Origin of the sequence: Streptomyces violens, from assembly GCF_000717745.1 — a bacterium.
GTDB classification, from domain to species: Bacteria; Actinomycetota; Actinomycetes; order Streptomycetales; family Streptomycetaceae; genus Streptomyces; species Streptomyces violens.
The window spans coordinates 1-15,911 of the sequence record NZ_JOBH01000030.1 but is presented as its reverse complement, the minus strand read 5'-3'; the positions used below and the strand labels follow the sequence as shown (position 1 = coordinate 15,911).

Sequence of the window (15,911 nt, the reverse complement as noted above, 5' to 3'; positions counted from 1 at the left end):
GTACGGCGAGTGACCGGAGGTGGCCCGTGAGGAGCCCGGTGGAACGGCGGCACGTGAACGTGCGACGCGGCGCGGCGCTGGCCTGCGCGGCCGTGGTGCTGGGCGCGACGGGCGCCCTGGTGGGCCCGGTACCGGCGGCGCACGCTGACCCGGCCCCCGCGAGCACGCGGGACCTGGAGGAGGTACGCAAGAAGATCGACGGCCTCTATCGCCGGGCGGAGCGGGCCACCGACGCGTACAACGCCGCAAAAGAACAGGTCGAGCGCCAGCAGAAGGACATCGTGAAGCTGGCGAAGAACATCGTCAGTACGCAGCACAAACGCAAGGAATTGCAGCGCCGGGCCGGCTCGCTGGCCAGCGCGCAGTACCGCGGCGGCGGCCTGCCCGCCGAGGCGAAACTGATGCTGGACAAGGACCCGGAGGGGTTCCTCGATCACGCCACGCTCGCCCGAAAGGGACAGCACGCGGTCCGCGGCGTACTGGGTCAACTGGCGCGCGCCGAGAGCGATCTGCAGAACTATGCCGAGGACGCCACCGAGCGCTGGGAGAAGCTGGAGAAAGAGCGCGAGAAGAAGGCCGCGGCGAAGAAGGACATCGAGCAGAAGATCGACGCCGCGGAGCGGATCGAGTCGCGTCTGAAGGCCGAGGAAAAGGCCCGGCTGAAGAAGCTGGAAGAGGACCGTGCCCGGCAGGCGCAGACGAAATGGCTGGATTCCGGAATTCTGGCCGACATCGGCGGTACCGCGTCCGCAGCGGGCAAGAAGGCGATTTCCTACGCGACGGAACAGATCGGCAAGGATTACGTGTGGGGCGCAGAAGGCCCGGACACCTTCGACTGTTCCGGACTCACGATGCGTGCCTGGGAATCGGCGGGCCGTCCCATTCCGCGCACGTCACAGGAACAATGGCGGCAACTGCCGCACATCGACATCGAGGACATGCGCCCCGGCGATCTGATCATTTACCACGAGGACGCCAGTCATGTGGGGATGTACCTGGGTGATGGCGCGATCGTGCACGCCCCGCGGCCCGGCCGCCAAGTGACCCTCGCCGGGGCCGGATCGATGCGGATCCTGGGTGTCGTACGGCCGGACGCGAAGCGCTGACCCGACGTACCGTATTGCACTGTGTGCGCGCCGTGTCCGTGCTGTGATTCCGGCATCGGAACGGGAAAAACACCGTCACCGTCCGGTTGCCGAGCGTGTGCCCGGGGTGATGTTCGTCATTCCGCATTTCTCCCCAGGACGGCCAAATCGCCGCCGTACCCGGGTTTATGGCCGGCCTTGCGTGCCGTCCGCCATTCCGTACGGGCCCGTACTGGCGCTAAGGTCGCCTTCCAGTGCCCGGTGGCGCACCGCTCGTAGGACCGATGAGCGGCGCGGAACCGGGCACGGTGGTGCGCCGGTCGGTCACCGCCGCCGCACCCTCGGGGGGAGGGAAGGAACCAGAGGACATGCCCGTACCCGGACCGCGTCAGCGCACGGCCGTGCTGCCACCGGCTGCAGGCCCGGTGAACGGCGCGCCCGAGTCCGCGCGCCCGGCGCAGGAACCCGCGCTGGGGGACCCCGCGCGCCCGCAGGACGGCGCGGACACGCTCCCGGATCCGGCGCACGCGCCCGTTCCGGCCGCGCCGGGCACCGGCAGCCACGGGCTGACCCTTCTGGTGATCGGCGAGGACCCCACCAGCTCCGTACCGGAGATGTCCGACGGCCAGGGTCACAAGGTCAGGGTCCGCACCGCCCGCAACCTCACCGAGGCCCAGCGGCTGCTCACCGACGACGTGCACTGCGTCCTGCTCGACCTGGCGGCCATGCCCGGCCAGGAGACGCGGGAGGCCGGGGACCGGGAGAGCCGCCCCGACGCCGACGAGACCGAGGCACCGGACGAGCTGGAGCCGCTGCGCGCGGTCCTGCGGCTCGCCCCGCGCCACGCCGTGCTCGCGCTGACCGCCGAGGCGGACGCGGAGCGCGGCGCCGAAGCCGTACGCGTCGGGGCCCAGGACTACCTCTCCCGCGAGCAGCTGGACGGCGCGGTGCTCAGCCGCGTCGTGCGCTACGCCGTGGAACGCAAGCGTGCCGACCTCGCGCAGCGCCAGCTCACCGAGTCCCGGCTGCGCGCCCAGGAGAACGCCCGCCTGGAGCGCGGCCTGCTGCCCACGCCCCTCCTGGAGGGCTCCGACCTGCGGTTCGCCGCCCGGTACCGCCCGGGACGCAGCCGTGCGCTGCTCGGCGGCGACTTCTACGACACGGTCCGCACGCCCGACGGCACGGTCCACGCGATGATCGGCGACGTCTGCGGGCACGGCCCCGACGAGGCGGCCCTCGGCGTGGAACTCCGTATCGCCTGGCGCGCGTTGACCTTCGCCGGCCTGTGCGGCGACGAACTGCTCTCCACCCTCCAGCGGGTGCTGGAGAACGAGCGCGACAACGACGAGATCTTCGCGACGCTGTGCACGGTCGACATCGCGCCGGACGGGCGGAGCGCCGGGGTCTGCCTGGCGGGCCACCCGGCACCGCTGCTGGCCCGGGCCGGCCGCCCGCCGCGGCTGCTCCCGTACGAGAGCGGCGGCCCCGCGCTCGGCCTGCTGCCGCGCGCCCGCTGGCCGCGCCACCAGGTGGAGCTGGGCGGCGCCTGGAGCCTGCTGATGTACACCGACGGCATGATCGAGGGCCGGGTCGGGGACGGCAATCAGCGCCTGGGCCAGGACGGGATGGTCGATCTCGTGGCCGCCCGGATGGCCGCGGGCCTGCGCGGCGAGGCGCTGCTCGACGCCGCCGTCACCGAAGTACGCGACCTCAACGGCGGCGAACTCACCGACGATCTCGCGGTCCTGCTGCTGGACCGCGGGGGTGCGTGGGGCTGAAGGGGCCGGTACGCGTGGGGCTGAGAAGCCGGTACGCGTAGGGCTGAGGGGCCGGTGCCGTCAGAAGCCCCCGGGAGGGGTCAGCGGCCGCCGTTCCACGGGCCGTACGGGCCGTCGGAGCTGGAGCCGCCGCGGCGCGGGCCCTTGCCGCCGCCGGAGACCCGCTTGAGCGCGGGCCGGACGTCGACCATGTACACGATCGTCGCGATCAGACCGATGATCGGCAGGAACGCCATGATCCCGAAGAGCACGTTGACCAGCGTCGCCAGGCCCAGAATGATCAGCCAGAACGGCTTGGTCTTCTTGTCGGCGGCGCGATAGGCGTCCTCGCGGCGGATGGCGGAGTCGACGAACGCGAACGCGCTGAAGACCAGCATGGCGAGCGAAATCAGCCACAGCAGATTGTTGAATCCCTGGATCAGCATGCCGTTCCACCACCCGTTGACTGTCGGACTGTCCTCGTCACCGTACCGGTAGAACGGACCGGGCACGTCGTACGTGCCCGGCCCGCTCTCCTGCCCCGCGGCTTACTTCGCCGGCGGCGTGGTCTTCTTGGCCGTCGTCTTGCGGGCGGCCGGCGCCTGCTTCTTCGCCGGCTCGGACTTGGCCTCGGCCCCGTCCTTGGCGGCGGCCGGCTTGGCCTCCCCGGCCTTGGCCGGCTCGGCCTTGGCCGCGCCGGACTTCGGCTCCTGCTCGGTCTCCGGCTCGATCGCGACCGCCAGCTCCTCGACCTCGTCCGCGACCTCGCCGCGCCAGGTCTGCACGGCGCCGCGGCCGCGCTCGGCGAGCTCGTCGTAGCCCTCGCGGGCCTTGACGGCGTACTCGGCCACGCGGCCCACGCCCTGCAGCGCGAGGTCCTGGGCCTGCTCACGGATCTTCTTGAGGTCGGTGTCCAGGGAGCCCAGCAGCTCGTACAGCTTGTCCTGGGCCTCCTTCGCCTGCTTGGAGACGCGGTCCTGCACGGCCTTGGCGTCGGTGGTGCGTACCTCCTCGAAGCGCTTGGGCGCCTCGGCACGGAGGCGGTCCACCAGCGCCGGGACCTCCTTGAGCTTCTCGCCGGCGAGGTCGGCCGTGCCGGCCAGGGCGTACAGCGGGGTGGGGTCGGTCAGCGTCTTGCGGAGGTCGTCGGTGATGGCCATGGCGGTTCTTCCTCCTGGAATCGGTTGCTCAGGTGGCGTGCGGGTCGCCGTCGGCCTCTTGGGTGCCCTTCTTGCCCTTGCCCGTACTGCCCTTGCGCGTACTGCCGTGCTCGTCGCCGCTGCCGGGCTCGCCTTCCGGCGCGGTCCGGTCGAGGTCCAGACCCTCGGCGCGCGCGATGTCCGAGCTGTAGCCGTTCTCCTTGCGGAACGACTCGTAGATCTGCAGCAGCACCTGCTTCTGCTTCTCGTTCAGGGCCGGATCGGTCAGGATCGCGCTGTGCACTTCCAGCCCGTCCGGGTCCCGCCGCTCGTCGAGTATCCCCGCCTGTACATACAGGGTCTCGGCCGAGATCCGCAGGGCCTTCGCCAGCTGCTGCAGGATCTCCGCGCTCGGCTTGCGCAGACCGCGCTCGATCTGGCTGAGGTACGGATTGGACACCCCGGCGGCATCGGCGAGCTGCCGGAGGCTGAGCTGCGCATTGCGCCGCTGCTCCCGCAGGAACTCCCCGAGATTGCCGACGTTGAGTGATGCCATACCCCGATCCTGCACCCCATCGCTAACTATTGCAAGCACCCGCTAGCAAAAGTGTTCCGCGTCGCGGGGGAGTCGGGGGGGGCGAGCGTGAGAGGCCCCGGGCGGGCCCGGCAAGCCTTCTGGTCTCGTCGCGACCCTGGGCCGTTTAACCACTGGCCGCGGGTCGTTGATGGCCTTAAGGTGCCGATCATGGCTTGTCGGATTTCGGAACTGATCATTCCTTGCCGGGATGTGCAGCGGCTGGCGGCGTTCTGGTGTGAGGTGCTGGACTTCATCGTGCTCGACGACGATGACGGCGGCGCGGTGGAGATCGGGCCGCGGGAAGGGTTCGGCGGGTTGCAGCCGACGCTGGTCTTCGTCCCCAGCACCGAGCCCAAGACGGGCAAGCTGCGGATGCACTTCGACGTCAACGCCACCGACCGCGACCAGGACGCCGAGCTCGAGCGCCTCCTGAAGCTCGGGGCGCGTCCGGCCGAGATCGGCCAGAGCGGCGAGGAGCAGTGGCACGTCCTGGCCGACCCCGAGGGCAACGAATTCTGCCTGCTGCGGGCCCGACTGAGCTGAGTTCAGCGAGCCGAGTTCGCCTCCGAGGTGTCCTGCGTGCAGGTGAAGGCCGTCCGGAAGGCGTCCAGGGCTGTGTCGGGGTCGTCGTGGGCCCAGCCTTCCAGGGCGACGACGCCGGTGTAGCCGGACTGGTGGAGGGCTCGGGCGATGGCCGGGTAGTGGATTTCGCCGGTGCCGGGCTCGCAGCGGCCGGGGACGTCCGCGACCTGGATCTCGCCGATGTAGGGGAGCGCCTGGTGGGTCAGGTCGATGAGGTTTCCCTCGCCGATCTGGGCGTGGTAGAGGTCCAGGTTCATGCGTAGGTACGGGCTGTTGACGGCGCGTACGAGGGCGAGGGTGTCGGCGGCGCGGGCGAAGGGGGTGCCCGGGTGGTCGACGGCGAGGTTGAGGTTCTCCAGGGTGAAGACGCGGCCGGCTTCCTCGCCGAGGGCCGCGACGCGGCGGAGGGTGTCGGCGGCGGTCAGCCACATGGTGGGCGTGACCGTCTCGACCGGGCGGACCGGGAGTCCCTTGCCGCCCAGGCCGGTGCCGTGCAGGTTCAGCCGCGGGCAGTCCAACTGCGCGGCCACGTCCAGGGACTTGCGGGCCGTGGTGAGCAGGGCGTCGATGCCGTCGGGGTCGGTGAGGTTGCCGGTCAGATAGCCGGTCATGGAGGAGAACGTCGCCTCGGTGGCGGCCAGGGCGGCGATGTCCTTGGTGGACCAGTCCCAGATCTCGACCTGGAAGCCGCGTTCGGCGATGCGGTTGACCCGTTCGGTGAACGGCCGGTCCAGGTAGAGCATTTCGGCGCTGGCGGCCAGGGCGAAGGGGGCGGTGGAGAGCGTCACTCGGTCACCTCGGCGATCGCGACGGGGGCCGCGGTTTCGACGCTGCGGATGGCGGCCAGTGCGACGGACAGGGCGCGGCGGGCGTCGTGGCCGGTCACGGGGGCCGGGTTCTTGTGGCGGATCGCGTCGGCGAAGGCGGTCAGCTCGGCGGTGTAGGCCGCGCGCAGCAGTTCGGTGTCGCGGCGGGCGGTGTCGGCGTGGATGCCGTCGGCGCCGTAGAAGGTCATGTCGGTGCTGCGGGCGTCGCCTGCGGTCACCATGCCGGCCGAGCCGAAGACCTCCGCGCGTACGTCATAGCCGTACAGCGCCGAGAAGGATGCCTCCGTGGTGGCGATGGCGCCGTTGTCGAAGCGGATGGTGACGACGGCGGTGTCGAGGTGGCCGGCGGCCTTGGCGTCCGGGCGGATCAGCGCGTCGGCGGTGGCGTGGACGCTGACCGGCGTGGCGCCGGGATTGAGCCAGCAGACGGTGTCGAAGTCGTGGATGAGGGTTTCCAGGAAGATCGTCCACTGCGGGATGCGGGACGGGTCGGCGGCGAACGGGCCGGGGTCACGGGTAAGCGAGCGCAGCAGCTGCGGGGTGCCGACCTTGTGGTTGTCGATCGCGGCGCGGGCGGCGGCGAAGCCGGGCGCGAAGCGGCGGTTGAAGCCCACCTGGAGCACGATGCCCGCCTCGTCCGCGGCGGCGATCGCGCGGTCGGCGTCCGCGAGCGCCACGGCCATCGGCTTCTCCACGAAGACGTGCTTGCCGGCCGCGGCCGCCGCCACGACCAGATCGGTGTGGGCGCGGGCGGGGGCGGTGATCAGTACGCCGTCGATGTCGTCCCGGCCGAGTACCTCGGCGGCGTCGGTGGTGGCGTGCGGGACGCCGAGTTCGGTCGCGAGGCGTTCCGCGGCGTCGGCCACCGGGTCGCTGACGGCGGCCAGGGCGGCGCCCGGTATGCGGCGGGCGGCGATTTCGGCGTGGTTCGCGCCGATCCGGCCGGCGCCGATCGTGGCCAGTCGCAGGGTGCCGGATGCGGCGAGGGATTCGGCAGATGCCGCGGGTGCGGTGGATGCAGGCATGCGGGGCTCCGAGATCAACTAGTACGTTCTAGTCCGGGAGAACGTAGAGCGCCCGCGGTGATTGGTCAAGGGGTCGATATGCTCGGCCGAGACGTTCCGGCGAGTGGCCGGAGGCGGCGCGACCAGGCATACGGCCAGGCAGGAGAGGCGGATGGGGGAGCCGGAGGAGCGGCCGGACGGCGCCGACGCACGGCCCGTCCGCGCGGCTCCGGGGACGGCCGCGCAGTCCGCAAAAGCCCAGGTGAAAGCCGTGCGCGCGGTGGCCGGCCGACGATGGCCGACGTGGCCCGTGCCGCCGGGATCTCCACCGCGCTCGTCTCGATCGTGATACGCGGCGTGCCGGGCGCCAGCGAGGCCACCCGGCAGCGCGTCCTGCGGATCGCGGACGAGCTGGGATACGTGCCGGATCAGCGCGCCCAGAAGCTCCGCCAGTCCCGCTCGCGGGTGCTCGGAGTGACCTTCGAGCTCCAGCAGCCCTTCCACGGCGACCTCGTGGAGAAGATCTACGCCGCCGCAGGTCAGCACGGCTATGAAGCCATGATCAGCGCGGTGGCGCCCAGCCGCAGCGAGACCACCGCGGTCAACGCGCTGCTCCGCGAGCGCTGCGAGGCCGCGATCCTCCTCGGCAGCGAGCTGGAGACCGACGAGCTGACCCGGCTCGCGCGCCGGCTGCCGACACTGCTGGTCGCCCGCCACACCGACCTCCCCGGCGTCGGCGTCGTCCGCAGTGACGACACCGCCGGCATCGGGCTCGCGGTCGACCACCTCGTCGCGCTCGGCCACCGGCGGATCGCGCACATCGACGGCGCGGGCGCCCCCGGCAGCTCCGACCGCCGCCTCGGGTTCCTGCAGGCCATGGCGGGGCACGGGCTGCAGGACACCGCCGATGTACTGGCCGGCGGCCTCACCGAGACCGCCGGCGCGGAGGGCATGCGGTACCTGCTGGGCCGCCCGGTGCCGCCCACCGCCGTGATCGCGTTCAACGACCGCTGCGCCAGTGGCGTACTGGACGTTCTCGCACGTCAGGGGTGTGATGTGCCCGGCGAGATCTCCGTGGTCGGTTACGACGACTCGCGGCTGGCCAAGCTGCCGCACGTACAGATGACCACCGTCTCGCAGAATGCCGCCGAGCTCGCCGAGGCCGCGGTGACCCACGCGCTCGCCCTCATTGCGGGCCGGCAGCCGGAAGAGGTCGTCCTCACCCCTCGCCTGGTCGAGCGCGCCACCACGGGCCCGGTCCGTCCCTGAGCCGACTCCGCTGCCCGCTCCCTGGAACCGCTCTCCGCGGCCCGCTTCCCACGCCCGTCGAATTCTCACACCCGTCGGAAAATGCTTCGTGCGAATGTCTTGACATGCTCTAGAACGTGCTAGTTCCCTAACGGCATCTCTCCGAGCCGCAATGAAGCGACCGCCCGATGACGGACGTTCGCTGAGAGGAGCTTCCATGCCGAGCACCCCGTCCCCAGGGCTCGCCGACACCGTTCCCGCCACGCCGCCGGAACCGCCCGCCCCCAAAAGACGGTCGATGACGGCCATCGCCGCCGTCGCCACCCTGGGCGGACTGACCTTCGGGTACGACACCGGCGTCATCGCCGGCGCCCTGCCGTTCATGACGAAGTCCCCGCAGGCCGGCGGGCTGGGACTGACCCCGGTGACCGAGGGGCTGGTCACCGCGTCCCTGCTGCTGGGGGCCGCCGCGGGCGCCGCGTTCGGCGGCCGGCTGTCCGACCGCTACGGCCGCCGCCACAACATCCTGGCCCTGGCCTTCCTCTTCGTCATCGGGGCCCTCGCCACGGCGCTCGCCCCGAACACCGAGGCCATGGTGGTGGCCCGTGCCGTACTCGGTATCGCGGTCGGCGCGGCCTCCACCACCGTCCCGGTCTACCTCGCCGAGATCGCCCCCGCCCACGCACGCGGACGGCTGGTCGCCGTCGACCAACTCATGATCGTGACCGGGCAGTTGGTCGCGTACAGCTCCAACGCGGCCCTGGCCGCCACCTGGGGCGGCGACCAGACCTGGCGCTGGATGCTGGCCCTGGCGACCATCCCGTCCACCCTGCTCTACCTCGGCATGCTGCTGATGCCGGAGACCCCGCGCTGGTACGCCTCCAAGGAGCGCTTCACCGAGGCGCGCAGGACCCTGCTCCGCATCCGCGACGCCGACGCGGGTACGGAGGCGGGCACGGACGCGGTGGACGCCGAACTGGACCGGATGCGCGAGGTCGTCGAGGAGGAGAAGCGGACGGCCCGTACCGGCGGGGGCCGGTCGGAGCTGGCCGTGCCCTGGGTACGCCGGGTGTTCCTCATCGGACTCGGGCTCGCCGTCATCCAGCAGATCACCGGCATCAACACGATCATGTACTTCGCGCCGACCATCCTGCAGCAGACAGGGCTCGGCTCACAGGCCGCCCTCACCGCGACCATCGCCAACGGCGTCGTCGCCGTCCTCGCCTCCGCCTTCAGCCTGTACCTCATCGGCCGGGTCGGACGCCGCCCGCTGCTGATCACCGGGCAGCTCGGGATCGTCGCCTCGCTCATCGCCATCGGCGTGGCGTTCTCCTTCCACGCCGAGCCCGGTACCAGCGCATCGACCCTGCGCAGCTACCTGATCCTGGCCTGCATGCTGGCCTTCCTCGTCTTCCAGCAGGCGGCCGTCTCGCCCGTCACGTGGGTCATGCTGTCCGAGATCTTCCCCATCAAGATCCGCGGACTGGGCATGGGCGCGGCCGTACTGCTCCTCTGGCTGGTCAACGCGCTGGTCACCTTCACCTTCCCCATCCTGCTGGCCGGCGTCGGGGGCACCACCACGTTCCTCGTCTTCGCCGCGCTCAACGTCCTCGCCGCAGCGGCAGCCGCCAGGAAGATCCCCGAAACGCGTAACCGCTCCCTCGAACAGATCGAGGAGCACTTCCGTACCGGATCCCCGGGCCCTGCCCCGGCCGCTTGACCGGCTGCCCGGCGGGCCGCGTGGGATGCTGGTCGCGTGACGCTCTCGGATCTGGTCCAGCTCCGCCGGGCCCGTGACCTGATGGACCGCGAGTACGCGGAGCCGCTCGACGTCCCCGCGCTGGCGCGCGCGGCGCACATGTCGCCCGGCCACTTCTCGCGCAGCTTCCGCGCCGCCTTCGGGGAGACGCCGTACAGCTATCTGATGACCCGCAGGATCGAGCGCGCCAAGGCCCTGCTGCGGCGCGGCGACCTGTCGGTGACGGAGGTCTGCTTCGCGGTCGGGTGTACGTCGCTGGGGTCGTTCAGCTCGCGCTTCACCGAGCTGGTGGGCGAGAGCCCGAGCGCGTACCGGGCCCGCCCGCACGAGCAGGGCGCCGCCATCCCGGCCTGCGTCGCCAAGATCTTCACGCGCCCGGTCAGAAACGCGGAACCGCTCGAGAACGGCGCAGCCGCCGGGAGCGAAGAACCGGTCACGAATGGAGAAGCCAGGCGCGCTCCCCGCCCGTAGCGTGAGCGCCATGGACATCAACCTTTCGCAGTGCTTCATCGCCGTCGACGACCACGACAAGGCACTCGCCTTCTACCGGGACGTACTCGGGCTAGAGGTCCGCAACGACGTCGGGTTCGAGGGGATGCGCTGGGTGACGGTCGGCTCGCCGTCGCAGCCCGGCGTGGAGATCGTGCTGGAACCGCCCGCCGCCGACCCGAACGCCTCGCCCGCCGACAAGCAGGCCATGGCGGAACTGCTGGCCAAGGGCATGCTGCGCGGCGTGATCTTCTCGACCGACGACGTCGACGCCACCTTCGAGCGCATCCAGGCATCGGGAGCCGAGGTGCTCCAGGAGCCGATGGAACAGCCGTACGGGGTCCGCGACTGCGCCTTCCGCGACCCCGCGGGAAACATGCTCCGCTTCAACCAGCCCCGCGGTAAGTAAGTACCGGGCCTGGCAGAAGGAGACTTGAAGAGCATGGTCAAGAGAACCGGCGCGCAGTCGCCCGCGCCGCACGTCGCCGACAGCCACGATCTGATCCGTGTGCACGGCGCCCGCGAGAACAATCTCAAGGACGTCAGCATCGAGATCCCGAAGCGCCGGCTGACGGTGTTCACCGGCGTCTCCGGCTCGGGCAAGAGCTCGCTGGTGTTCGACACGATCGCCGCGGAGTCGCAGCGGCTGATCAACGAGACGTACAGCGCCTTCCTGCAGGGATTCATGCCGACGCTCGCGCGGCCCGAGGTCGACGTGCTCGACGGACTGACGACCGTGATCACCGTCGACCAGCAGCGGCTGGGCACCGACCCGCGCTCCACGGTCGGCACCGCCACCGACGCCAACGCCATGCTGCGCATCCTCTTCAGCCGCCTCGGCAAGCCGTACATCGGCTCGCCCAAGGCGTTCGCCTTCAACGTCGCCTCGATCAGCGGCGCGGGCGCGGTCACCGTGGAGCGCGGCGCGCGGACCGTGAAGGAGCGGCGCAGCTTCCGCATCACCGGCGGGATGTGTCCGCGCTGCGAGGGCCGGGGCGCCGTCACCGACATCGACCTGACCGCGCTGTACGACGACAGCAAGTCGCTGAACGAGGGCGCGCTCACGATCCCCGGCTACAGCATGGACGGCTGGTACGGCCGCATCTTCACCGGCTGCGGGTTCTTCGACCCGGACAAGCCGATCCGCCGCTTCACGAAGAAGCAGCTGCACGACCTGCTGTACAAGGAGCCGACCAAGATCAAGATCGAGGGCATCAACCTGACGTACGAGGGGCTGATCCCGAAGATCCAGAAGTCGATGCTGTCCAAGGACGTCGACTCGCTGCAGCCGCACGTCCGGGCGTTCGTGGAGCGGGCGGTCACCTTCAGCACCTGCCCCGACTGCGCGGGCACCCGGCTCAACGAGGGCGCCCGGTCCTCGAAGATCAAGGGGATCAACATCGCCGACGCCTGCGCGATGGAGATCAGGGACCTGGCCGCATGGGTACGCGGACTCGCCGAGCCCTCGGTGGCGCCGCTGCTCACCGCGCTGCAGCAGAACCTCGACTCGTTCGTGGAGATCGGCCTCGGCTATCTCTCGCTCGACCGGCCGTCCGGCACCTTGTCCGGCGGCGAGGCACAGCGCGTCAAGATGATCCGGCACCTCGGCTCGTCCCTCACCGACACCACGTACGTCTTCGACGAGCCGACCACGGGCCTGCACCCCCATGACATCCAGCGGATGAACGACCTGCTGCTGCGGCTGCGGGACAAGGGCAACACGGTACTGGTCGTGGAGCACAAGCCGGAGCTGATCGCGATCGCCGACCACGTCGTGGACCTCGGCCCCGGTGCCGGTTCGGGCGGCGGCAGCGTCTGCTTCGAGGGCACCGTCGAGGGGCTGCGGGCCGGCGGCACCGTCACCGGCCGGCACTTCGACGACCGGGTCGCGGTGAAGGAGACGGTGCGCGAGCCCAGTGGCGCACTGGAGATCCGCGGCGCCTCGACGCACAACCTCCGGAACGTCGATGTCGACATCCCGCTCGGAGTACTGACCGTCGTCACGGGCGTCGCCGGGTCCGGCAAGAGCTCGCTCGTGCACGGGTCGCTGTGTCAGCAGCCGGGGGCGGCCGGGGAGGGCGTGGTGTCCGTCGACCAGGGGGCGATCCGCGGCTCGCGGCGCAGCAACCCCGCTACGTACACCGGACTGCTCGACCCGGTCCGCAAGGCGTTCGCCAAGGCCAACGGCGTGAAACCGGCGCTGTTCAGCGCCAACTCCGAGGGCGCCTGCCCTACTTGCAAGGGCGCCGGCGTCGTCTACACGGACCTGGCGATCATGGCCGGCGTCTCCACGACCTGCGAGGAGTGCGACGGGAAGCGGTTCGACGCCGCCGTACTGGAGTACCGCCTCGGCGGGCGTGACATCAGCGAGGTGCTCGCGATGCCGGTGACCGAGGCCGCGGAGTTCTTCGCCGCGGGTGAGGCACGCGTGCCGGCCGCGCACAAGATCCTGGAGCGGCTGGGCGACGTCGGGCTCGGCTATCTCACCCTCGGCCAGCCGCTCACCACGCTCTCCGGCGGTGAGCGGCAGCGGCTGAAGCTGGCCACGCACCTGGGCGAGAAGGGCGGCGTCTACGTCCTCGACGAGCCGACCGCGGGCCTGCACCTCGCCGACGTGCAACAGCTGCTCGGCCTGCTGGACCGGCTCGTGGACTCGGGCAAGTCGGTCATCGTGGTCGAGCATCACCAGGCCGTCATGGCGCACGCCGACTGGATCATCGACCTCGGGCCGGGCGCGGGCCACGACGGCGGCAAGGTGGTCTTCGAGGGCACTCCGGCCGAGCTCGTCGCCACCCGCGCCACCCTGACCGGCGAGCACCTGGCGGCGTACGTCGGCAACTGATCGGGACGGTACGACTGGCGGACGCACGGCACCGCCCCTCCCAGGATCCGGTACCGACCGCCCTGGAAATCGTTTGCCGATGATCGGGGGCGGAGTGAGGATGCCCGTATGGTGCGCGATTTTGATGAGCTGGTGGCCGAGGCCGATTCCGTGTCCGTCGAGGGGTGGGACTTCTCGTGGCTGGACGGGCGGGCCACCGAGGCGCGGCCCTCGTGGGGGTACCAGCGGCTGATGGGCGAGCGGCTGGCGGGGGTGTCGGCCGCGCTGGACATCCAGACCGGCGGGGGCGAGGTGCTCGCCGGGGCGCCGAAGCTGCCGCCGGTGATGGCCGCCACCGAGTCCTGGCCGCCGAACGTCACCAAGGCGACCCGGCTGCTGCACCCGCTCGGCGCGGTGGTCGTCGCCGACGCGGACGAGCCGCCGCTGCCGTTCGCCGACGATGCGTTCGACCTGGTGACCAGCAGGCATCCGGCGACGGTGTGGTGGGCGGAGATCGCGCGCGTACTGCGGCCCGGCGGCACGTACTTCGCGCAGCACGTAGGACATGAGAGCGTGTTCGAGCTGGTGGAGTACTTCCTCGGTCCGCAGCCCGCGGAGGTCCGGCGGGGCCGGCATCCCGACGACGAGCGGGCGGCGGCCGAGGCCGCCGGGCTGGACGTCACCGACCTGCGGTTCGAGCGGCTGCGGATGGAGTTCTTCGACATCGGCGCCGTCGTCTACTTCCTGCGGAAGGTGATCTGGATGGTGCCCGGCTTCACCGTTGGGCAGTACCGGGACCGGCTGCGCGAGCTGCACGAGAAGATCCTGGAGGAGGGGCCGTTCGTCGCGCACTCCACGCGTTTCCTGATCGAGGCGCGCAAGCCGTAGCGGTGGCCGGGCGCCGCGCCCGGACTGCCGCCGCTGCCAAAGGGTTTGACGTCAGTGCACTCCAGGCCAAGGGGTTTGACTTGGAGTGCACTCCAACTCCTACCGTCCCTGACGTGAGCCCGACACAGTCCTCGCCCACGGGGGACGGGGCACTTCAGGAGGTAATCGCATGACCAGCATTCCGACCCGGCAGCTCGGCACCCTGACCGTCTCCGCGCAAGGGCTGGGCTGCATGGGGATGAGTCACGGATACGGCGCTTCGGACGACGCGCAGTCGATCGCGACCCTCCACCGCGCGCTCGACCTCGGTGTGAACCTCCTGGACACCTCCGACTTCTACGGGGCCGGGCACAACGAGGAACTGGTCGGGCGGGCCGTCGCCGACCGCCGCGACCGCGCCGTGATCGCCACGAAGTTCGGCTTCGCCAACAAGCTCGGCGAGCCGACCGCGATCCGGGGCGACGCCGCGTACGTACGCCAGGCGTGCGACGCCTCGCTGCGCCGGCTCGGTGTCGACCACATCGACCTGTACTACCAGCACCGCGTCGACCCCGAGGTGCCGATCGAGGAGACCGTCGGGGCGATGGCGGAGCTGGTCGCGGCCGGGAAGGTGCGGCACCTCGGGCTGTCCGAGGCGGGCGTGGAGACGATCCGGCGGGCGCACGCGGTGCACCCGATCGCCGCGCTGCAGAGCGAGTGGTCGCTGTGGACGCGGGACCTGGAGGAGGAGATCGCCCCGGTCTGCCGGGAGCTGGGCATCGGGATCGTGCCGTTCTCGCCGCTCGGCCGCGGGTTCCTCACCGGGCAGTACCGGTCCGTGGACGGGCTGGCGGAGGGCGACGTACGGCGTACGCAGCCGCGCTTCGCCGACGGCAACCTGGAGCGGAACCTCGCCATCGTCGAGCGGCTGAACGAGCTGGCCGCGGAGAAGGGCGTCACGGCCGGGCAGCTGGCGCTGGCCTGGGTGCAGCACCGCGGCGCGGACGTCGTGCCGATCCCGGGCACCCGCCGCGAGAAGTACCTGCTGGAGAACGTCGCCGCGGTCGCCATCGGGCTCTCCGCCGACGAGCTGGCGGCGATCGACGCGGTGGCCCCGGCAGAGGCGGTGGCCGGTACGCGGTACGACGCGACGAGCCTGAGCTTCGTGAACCGCTGACCGTTGCGGCGATGGGGGTGGCGGGGGCGACTGGAGCGACTGGGGTGACGGGGTTGGCGGGGTGACGGGGTTTTCCACACCCCCGGACTTGTCCACAGCTCCGCTCGCCCCGCGCCGTCCCGCCGTAAAGTCGGAGACATGAGTGAGGACGAGGGGAGCGTGCGGATCGACAGCTGGATCTGGTCCGTGCGGCTCATGAAGACACGGTCGATGGCGGCCACGGCGTGCCGCGGCGGGCACGTACGGGTCAACGGCGAGCGCGTGAAGGCGGCGCACGGCGTGCGGACCGGCGACGAGGTCCGGCTGCGGCACGCCGGCCGGGACCGGATCGTGGTGGTGAAGCGACTTGTGAAGAAGCGAGTCGGGGCCCCGGTCGCGGCCGAGTGCTACATCGACAACAGCCCACCCCCGCCCCCGCGCGAGATCGCCGTACAGGTCCCGATCCGCGACCGCGGCACGGGCCGCCCGACAAAGCGTGACCGCCGAGAGATGGAACGCCTGTGGTCCCGGGGCGGGGGGCCGGGGGAGGGGCCGAGCTGAGGGGGGCGGGGCGGCGGCCCGCGCTGACTGTCTAGGGGG

At 71.1% G+C, this 15,911-nt stretch carries 16 protein-coding genes; 11 read left to right on the top strand and 5 right to left on the bottom strand.

The genetic code is table 11. The annotated features are described in order from the left end of the window. Nucleotides 1–53: 53 nt before the first annotated feature. Together IF04_RS0134690 and IF04_RS0134685 are read left to right on the top strand one after the other, a co-directional pair. Nucleotides 54–1,106, top strand: coding sequence for a C40 family peptidase (locus IF04_RS0134690; RefSeq protein ID WP_425428494.1), 1,053 nt, complete (start codon nt 54–56; stop codon nt 1,104–1,106). Between the two features lie 347 nt (nt 1,107–1,453). After that, on the top strand, nt 1,454–2,863 hold the full coding sequence (locus tag IF04_RS0134685) for a PP2C family protein-serine/threonine phosphatase (RefSeq protein WP_030267448.1): 1,410 nt from the start codon (nt 1,454–1,456) through the stop codon (nt 2,861–2,863). 80 nt (nt 2,864–2,943) lie between these two features. On the opposite strand, the gene IF04_RS0134680 is transcribed toward IF04_RS0134685, so the two are convergent. From IF04_RS0134680 to IF04_RS0134670, 3 genes are all read right to left on the bottom strand, one after another. Next, a complete protein-coding gene (locus IF04_RS0134680; RefSeq protein ID WP_030267443.1) occupies nt 2,944–3,288 on the bottom strand; it encodes a DUF2516 family protein in 345 nt (114 codons plus the stop codon). A gap of 102 nt (nt 3,289–3,390) precedes the next feature. Further along, a complete protein-coding gene (locus IF04_RS0134675) occupies nt 3,391–4,002 on the bottom strand; it encodes a hypothetical protein (RefSeq protein WP_030267439.1) in 612 nt (203 codons plus the stop codon). Between the two features lie 28 nt (nt 4,003–4,030). Continuing rightward, a complete protein-coding gene (locus IF04_RS0134670; protein ID WP_051831833.1) occupies nt 4,031–4,537 on the bottom strand; it encodes a helix-turn-helix domain-containing protein in 507 nt (168 codons plus the stop codon). Between the two features lie 189 nt (nt 4,538–4,726). On the opposite strand from IF04_RS0134670, the gene IF04_RS0134665 reads away from it, so the two are divergent. Further along, entirely contained in the window at nt 4,727–5,101 is a 375-nt protein-coding gene (locus tag IF04_RS0134665) for a VOC family protein (RefSeq protein ID WP_030267432.1), read from the top strand. A gap of 2 nt (nt 5,102–5,103) precedes the next feature. On the opposite strand, the gene IF04_RS0134660 is transcribed toward IF04_RS0134665, so the two are convergent. Both IF04_RS0134660 and IF04_RS0134655 read right to left on the bottom strand, forming a co-directional pair. Next, nucleotides 5,104–5,928: a TIM barrel protein gene (locus IF04_RS0134660; protein WP_245654603.1), complete on the bottom strand. Its 825-nt coding sequence runs from the start codon at nt 5,926–5,928 to the stop codon at nt 5,104–5,106. Further along, on the bottom strand, nt 5,925–6,992 hold the full coding sequence (locus tag IF04_RS0134655) for a Gfo/Idh/MocA family oxidoreductase (protein ID WP_051831832.1): 1,068 nt from the start codon (nt 6,990–6,992) through the stop codon (nt 5,925–5,927). The genes IF04_RS0134660 and IF04_RS0134655 overlap by 4 nt, the downstream gene beginning before the upstream one ends. Before the next feature lie 273 nt (nt 6,993–7,265). Between IF04_RS0134655 and IF04_RS0134650 the strand changes: the two genes are divergently transcribed. The 8 genes from IF04_RS0134650 (at nt 7,266) to IF04_RS0134615 (ending at nt 15,872) form a co-directional block, all read left to right on the top strand. After that, the gene (locus IF04_RS0134650; RefSeq protein WP_030267424.1) at nt 7,266–8,240 is read left to right on the top strand and encodes a LacI family DNA-binding transcriptional regulator; all 975 of its coding nucleotides are present in this window, start codon (nt 7,266–7,268) and stop codon (nt 8,238–8,240) included. Nucleotides 8,241–8,436: 196 nt separating this feature from the next. Beyond that, nucleotides 8,437–9,939 carry a sugar porter family MFS transporter gene (locus tag IF04_RS0134645; RefSeq protein WP_078601190.1) on the top strand — a complete coding sequence of 501 codons (1,503 nt, stop codon included), beginning with the start codon at nt 8,437–8,439 and terminating at the stop codon, nt 9,937–9,939. Nucleotides 9,940–9,975: 36 nt separating this feature from the next. Next, nucleotides 9,976–10,449 carry a helix-turn-helix transcriptional regulator gene (locus IF04_RS0134640; protein WP_030267419.1) on the top strand — a complete coding sequence of 158 codons (474 nt, stop codon included), beginning with the start codon at nt 9,976–9,978 and terminating at the stop codon, nt 10,447–10,449. 10 nt (nt 10,450–10,459) lie between these two features. Then, nucleotides 10,460–10,876, top strand: coding sequence for a VOC family protein (locus IF04_RS0134635; protein WP_030267415.1), 417 nt, complete (start codon nt 10,460–10,462; stop codon nt 10,874–10,876). A gap of 33 nt (nt 10,877–10,909) precedes the next feature. Further along, complete coding sequence (locus IF04_RS0134630; protein WP_030267412.1) at nt 10,910–13,309, top strand: ATP-binding cassette domain-containing protein; 2,400 nt, start codon at nt 10,910–10,912, stop codon at nt 13,307–13,309. Between the two features lie 108 nt (nt 13,310–13,417). Continuing rightward, a complete protein-coding gene (locus IF04_RS0134625) occupies nt 13,418–14,176 on the top strand; it encodes a class I SAM-dependent methyltransferase (protein WP_030267409.1) in 759 nt (252 codons plus the stop codon). A 169-nt stretch (nt 14,177–14,345) separates the two neighbouring features. Next, nucleotides 14,346–15,332, top strand: coding sequence for an aldo/keto reductase (locus IF04_RS0134620; RefSeq protein ID WP_030267407.1), 987 nt, complete (start codon nt 14,346–14,348; stop codon nt 15,330–15,332). Nucleotides 15,333–15,470: 138 nt separating this feature from the next. Then, nucleotides 15,471–15,872, top strand: a complete 402-nt coding sequence (locus IF04_RS0134615) for an RNA-binding S4 domain-containing protein (protein ID WP_030267405.1) — start codon at nt 15,471–15,473, stop codon at nt 15,870–15,872. Nucleotides 15,873–15,911: the final 39 nt, after the last annotated feature.

Coding starts and splice junctions, on each gene's coding strand:
- IF04_RS0134670 (WP_051831833.1), bottom strand. CDS start 4,537: ATGGCATCACTCAACGTCGGCAATCTCGGGGAGTTCCTGCGGGAGCAG.
- IF04_RS0134615 (WP_030267405.1), top strand. CDS start 15,471: ATGAGTGAGGACGAGGGGAGCGTGCGGATCGACAGCTGGATCTGGTCC.
- IF04_RS0134645 (WP_078601190.1), top strand. CDS start 8,437: ATGCCGAGCACCCCGTCCCCAGGGCTCGCCGACACCGTTCCCGCCACG.
- IF04_RS0134650 (WP_030267424.1), top strand. CDS start 7,266: ATGGCCGACGTGGCCCGTGCCGCCGGGATCTCCACCGCGCTCGTCTCG.
- IF04_RS0134655 (WP_051831832.1), bottom strand. CDS start 6,992: ATGCCTGCATCCACCGCACCCGCGGCATCTGCCGAATCCCTCGCCGCA.
- IF04_RS0134685 (WP_030267448.1), top strand. CDS start 1,454: ATGCCCGTACCCGGACCGCGTCAGCGCACGGCCGTGCTGCCACCGGCT.
- IF04_RS0134680 (WP_030267443.1), bottom strand. CDS start 3,288: ATGCTGATCCAGGGATTCAACAATCTGCTGTGGCTGATTTCGCTCGCC.
- IF04_RS0134625 (WP_030267409.1), top strand. CDS start 13,418: ATGGTGCGCGATTTTGATGAGCTGGTGGCCGAGGCCGATTCCGTGTCC.
- IF04_RS0134620 (WP_030267407.1), top strand. CDS start 14,346: ATGACCAGCATTCCGACCCGGCAGCTCGGCACCCTGACCGTCTCCGCG.
- IF04_RS0134675 (WP_030267439.1), bottom strand. CDS start 4,002: ATGGCCATCACCGACGACCTCCGCAAGACGCTGACCGACCCCACCCCG.
- IF04_RS0134635 (WP_030267415.1), top strand. CDS start 10,460: ATGGACATCAACCTTTCGCAGTGCTTCATCGCCGTCGACGACCACGAC.
- IF04_RS0134630 (WP_030267412.1), top strand. CDS start 10,910: ATGGTCAAGAGAACCGGCGCGCAGTCGCCCGCGCCGCACGTCGCCGAC.
- IF04_RS0134665 (WP_030267432.1), top strand. CDS start 4,727: ATGGCTTGTCGGATTTCGGAACTGATCATTCCTTGCCGGGATGTGCAG.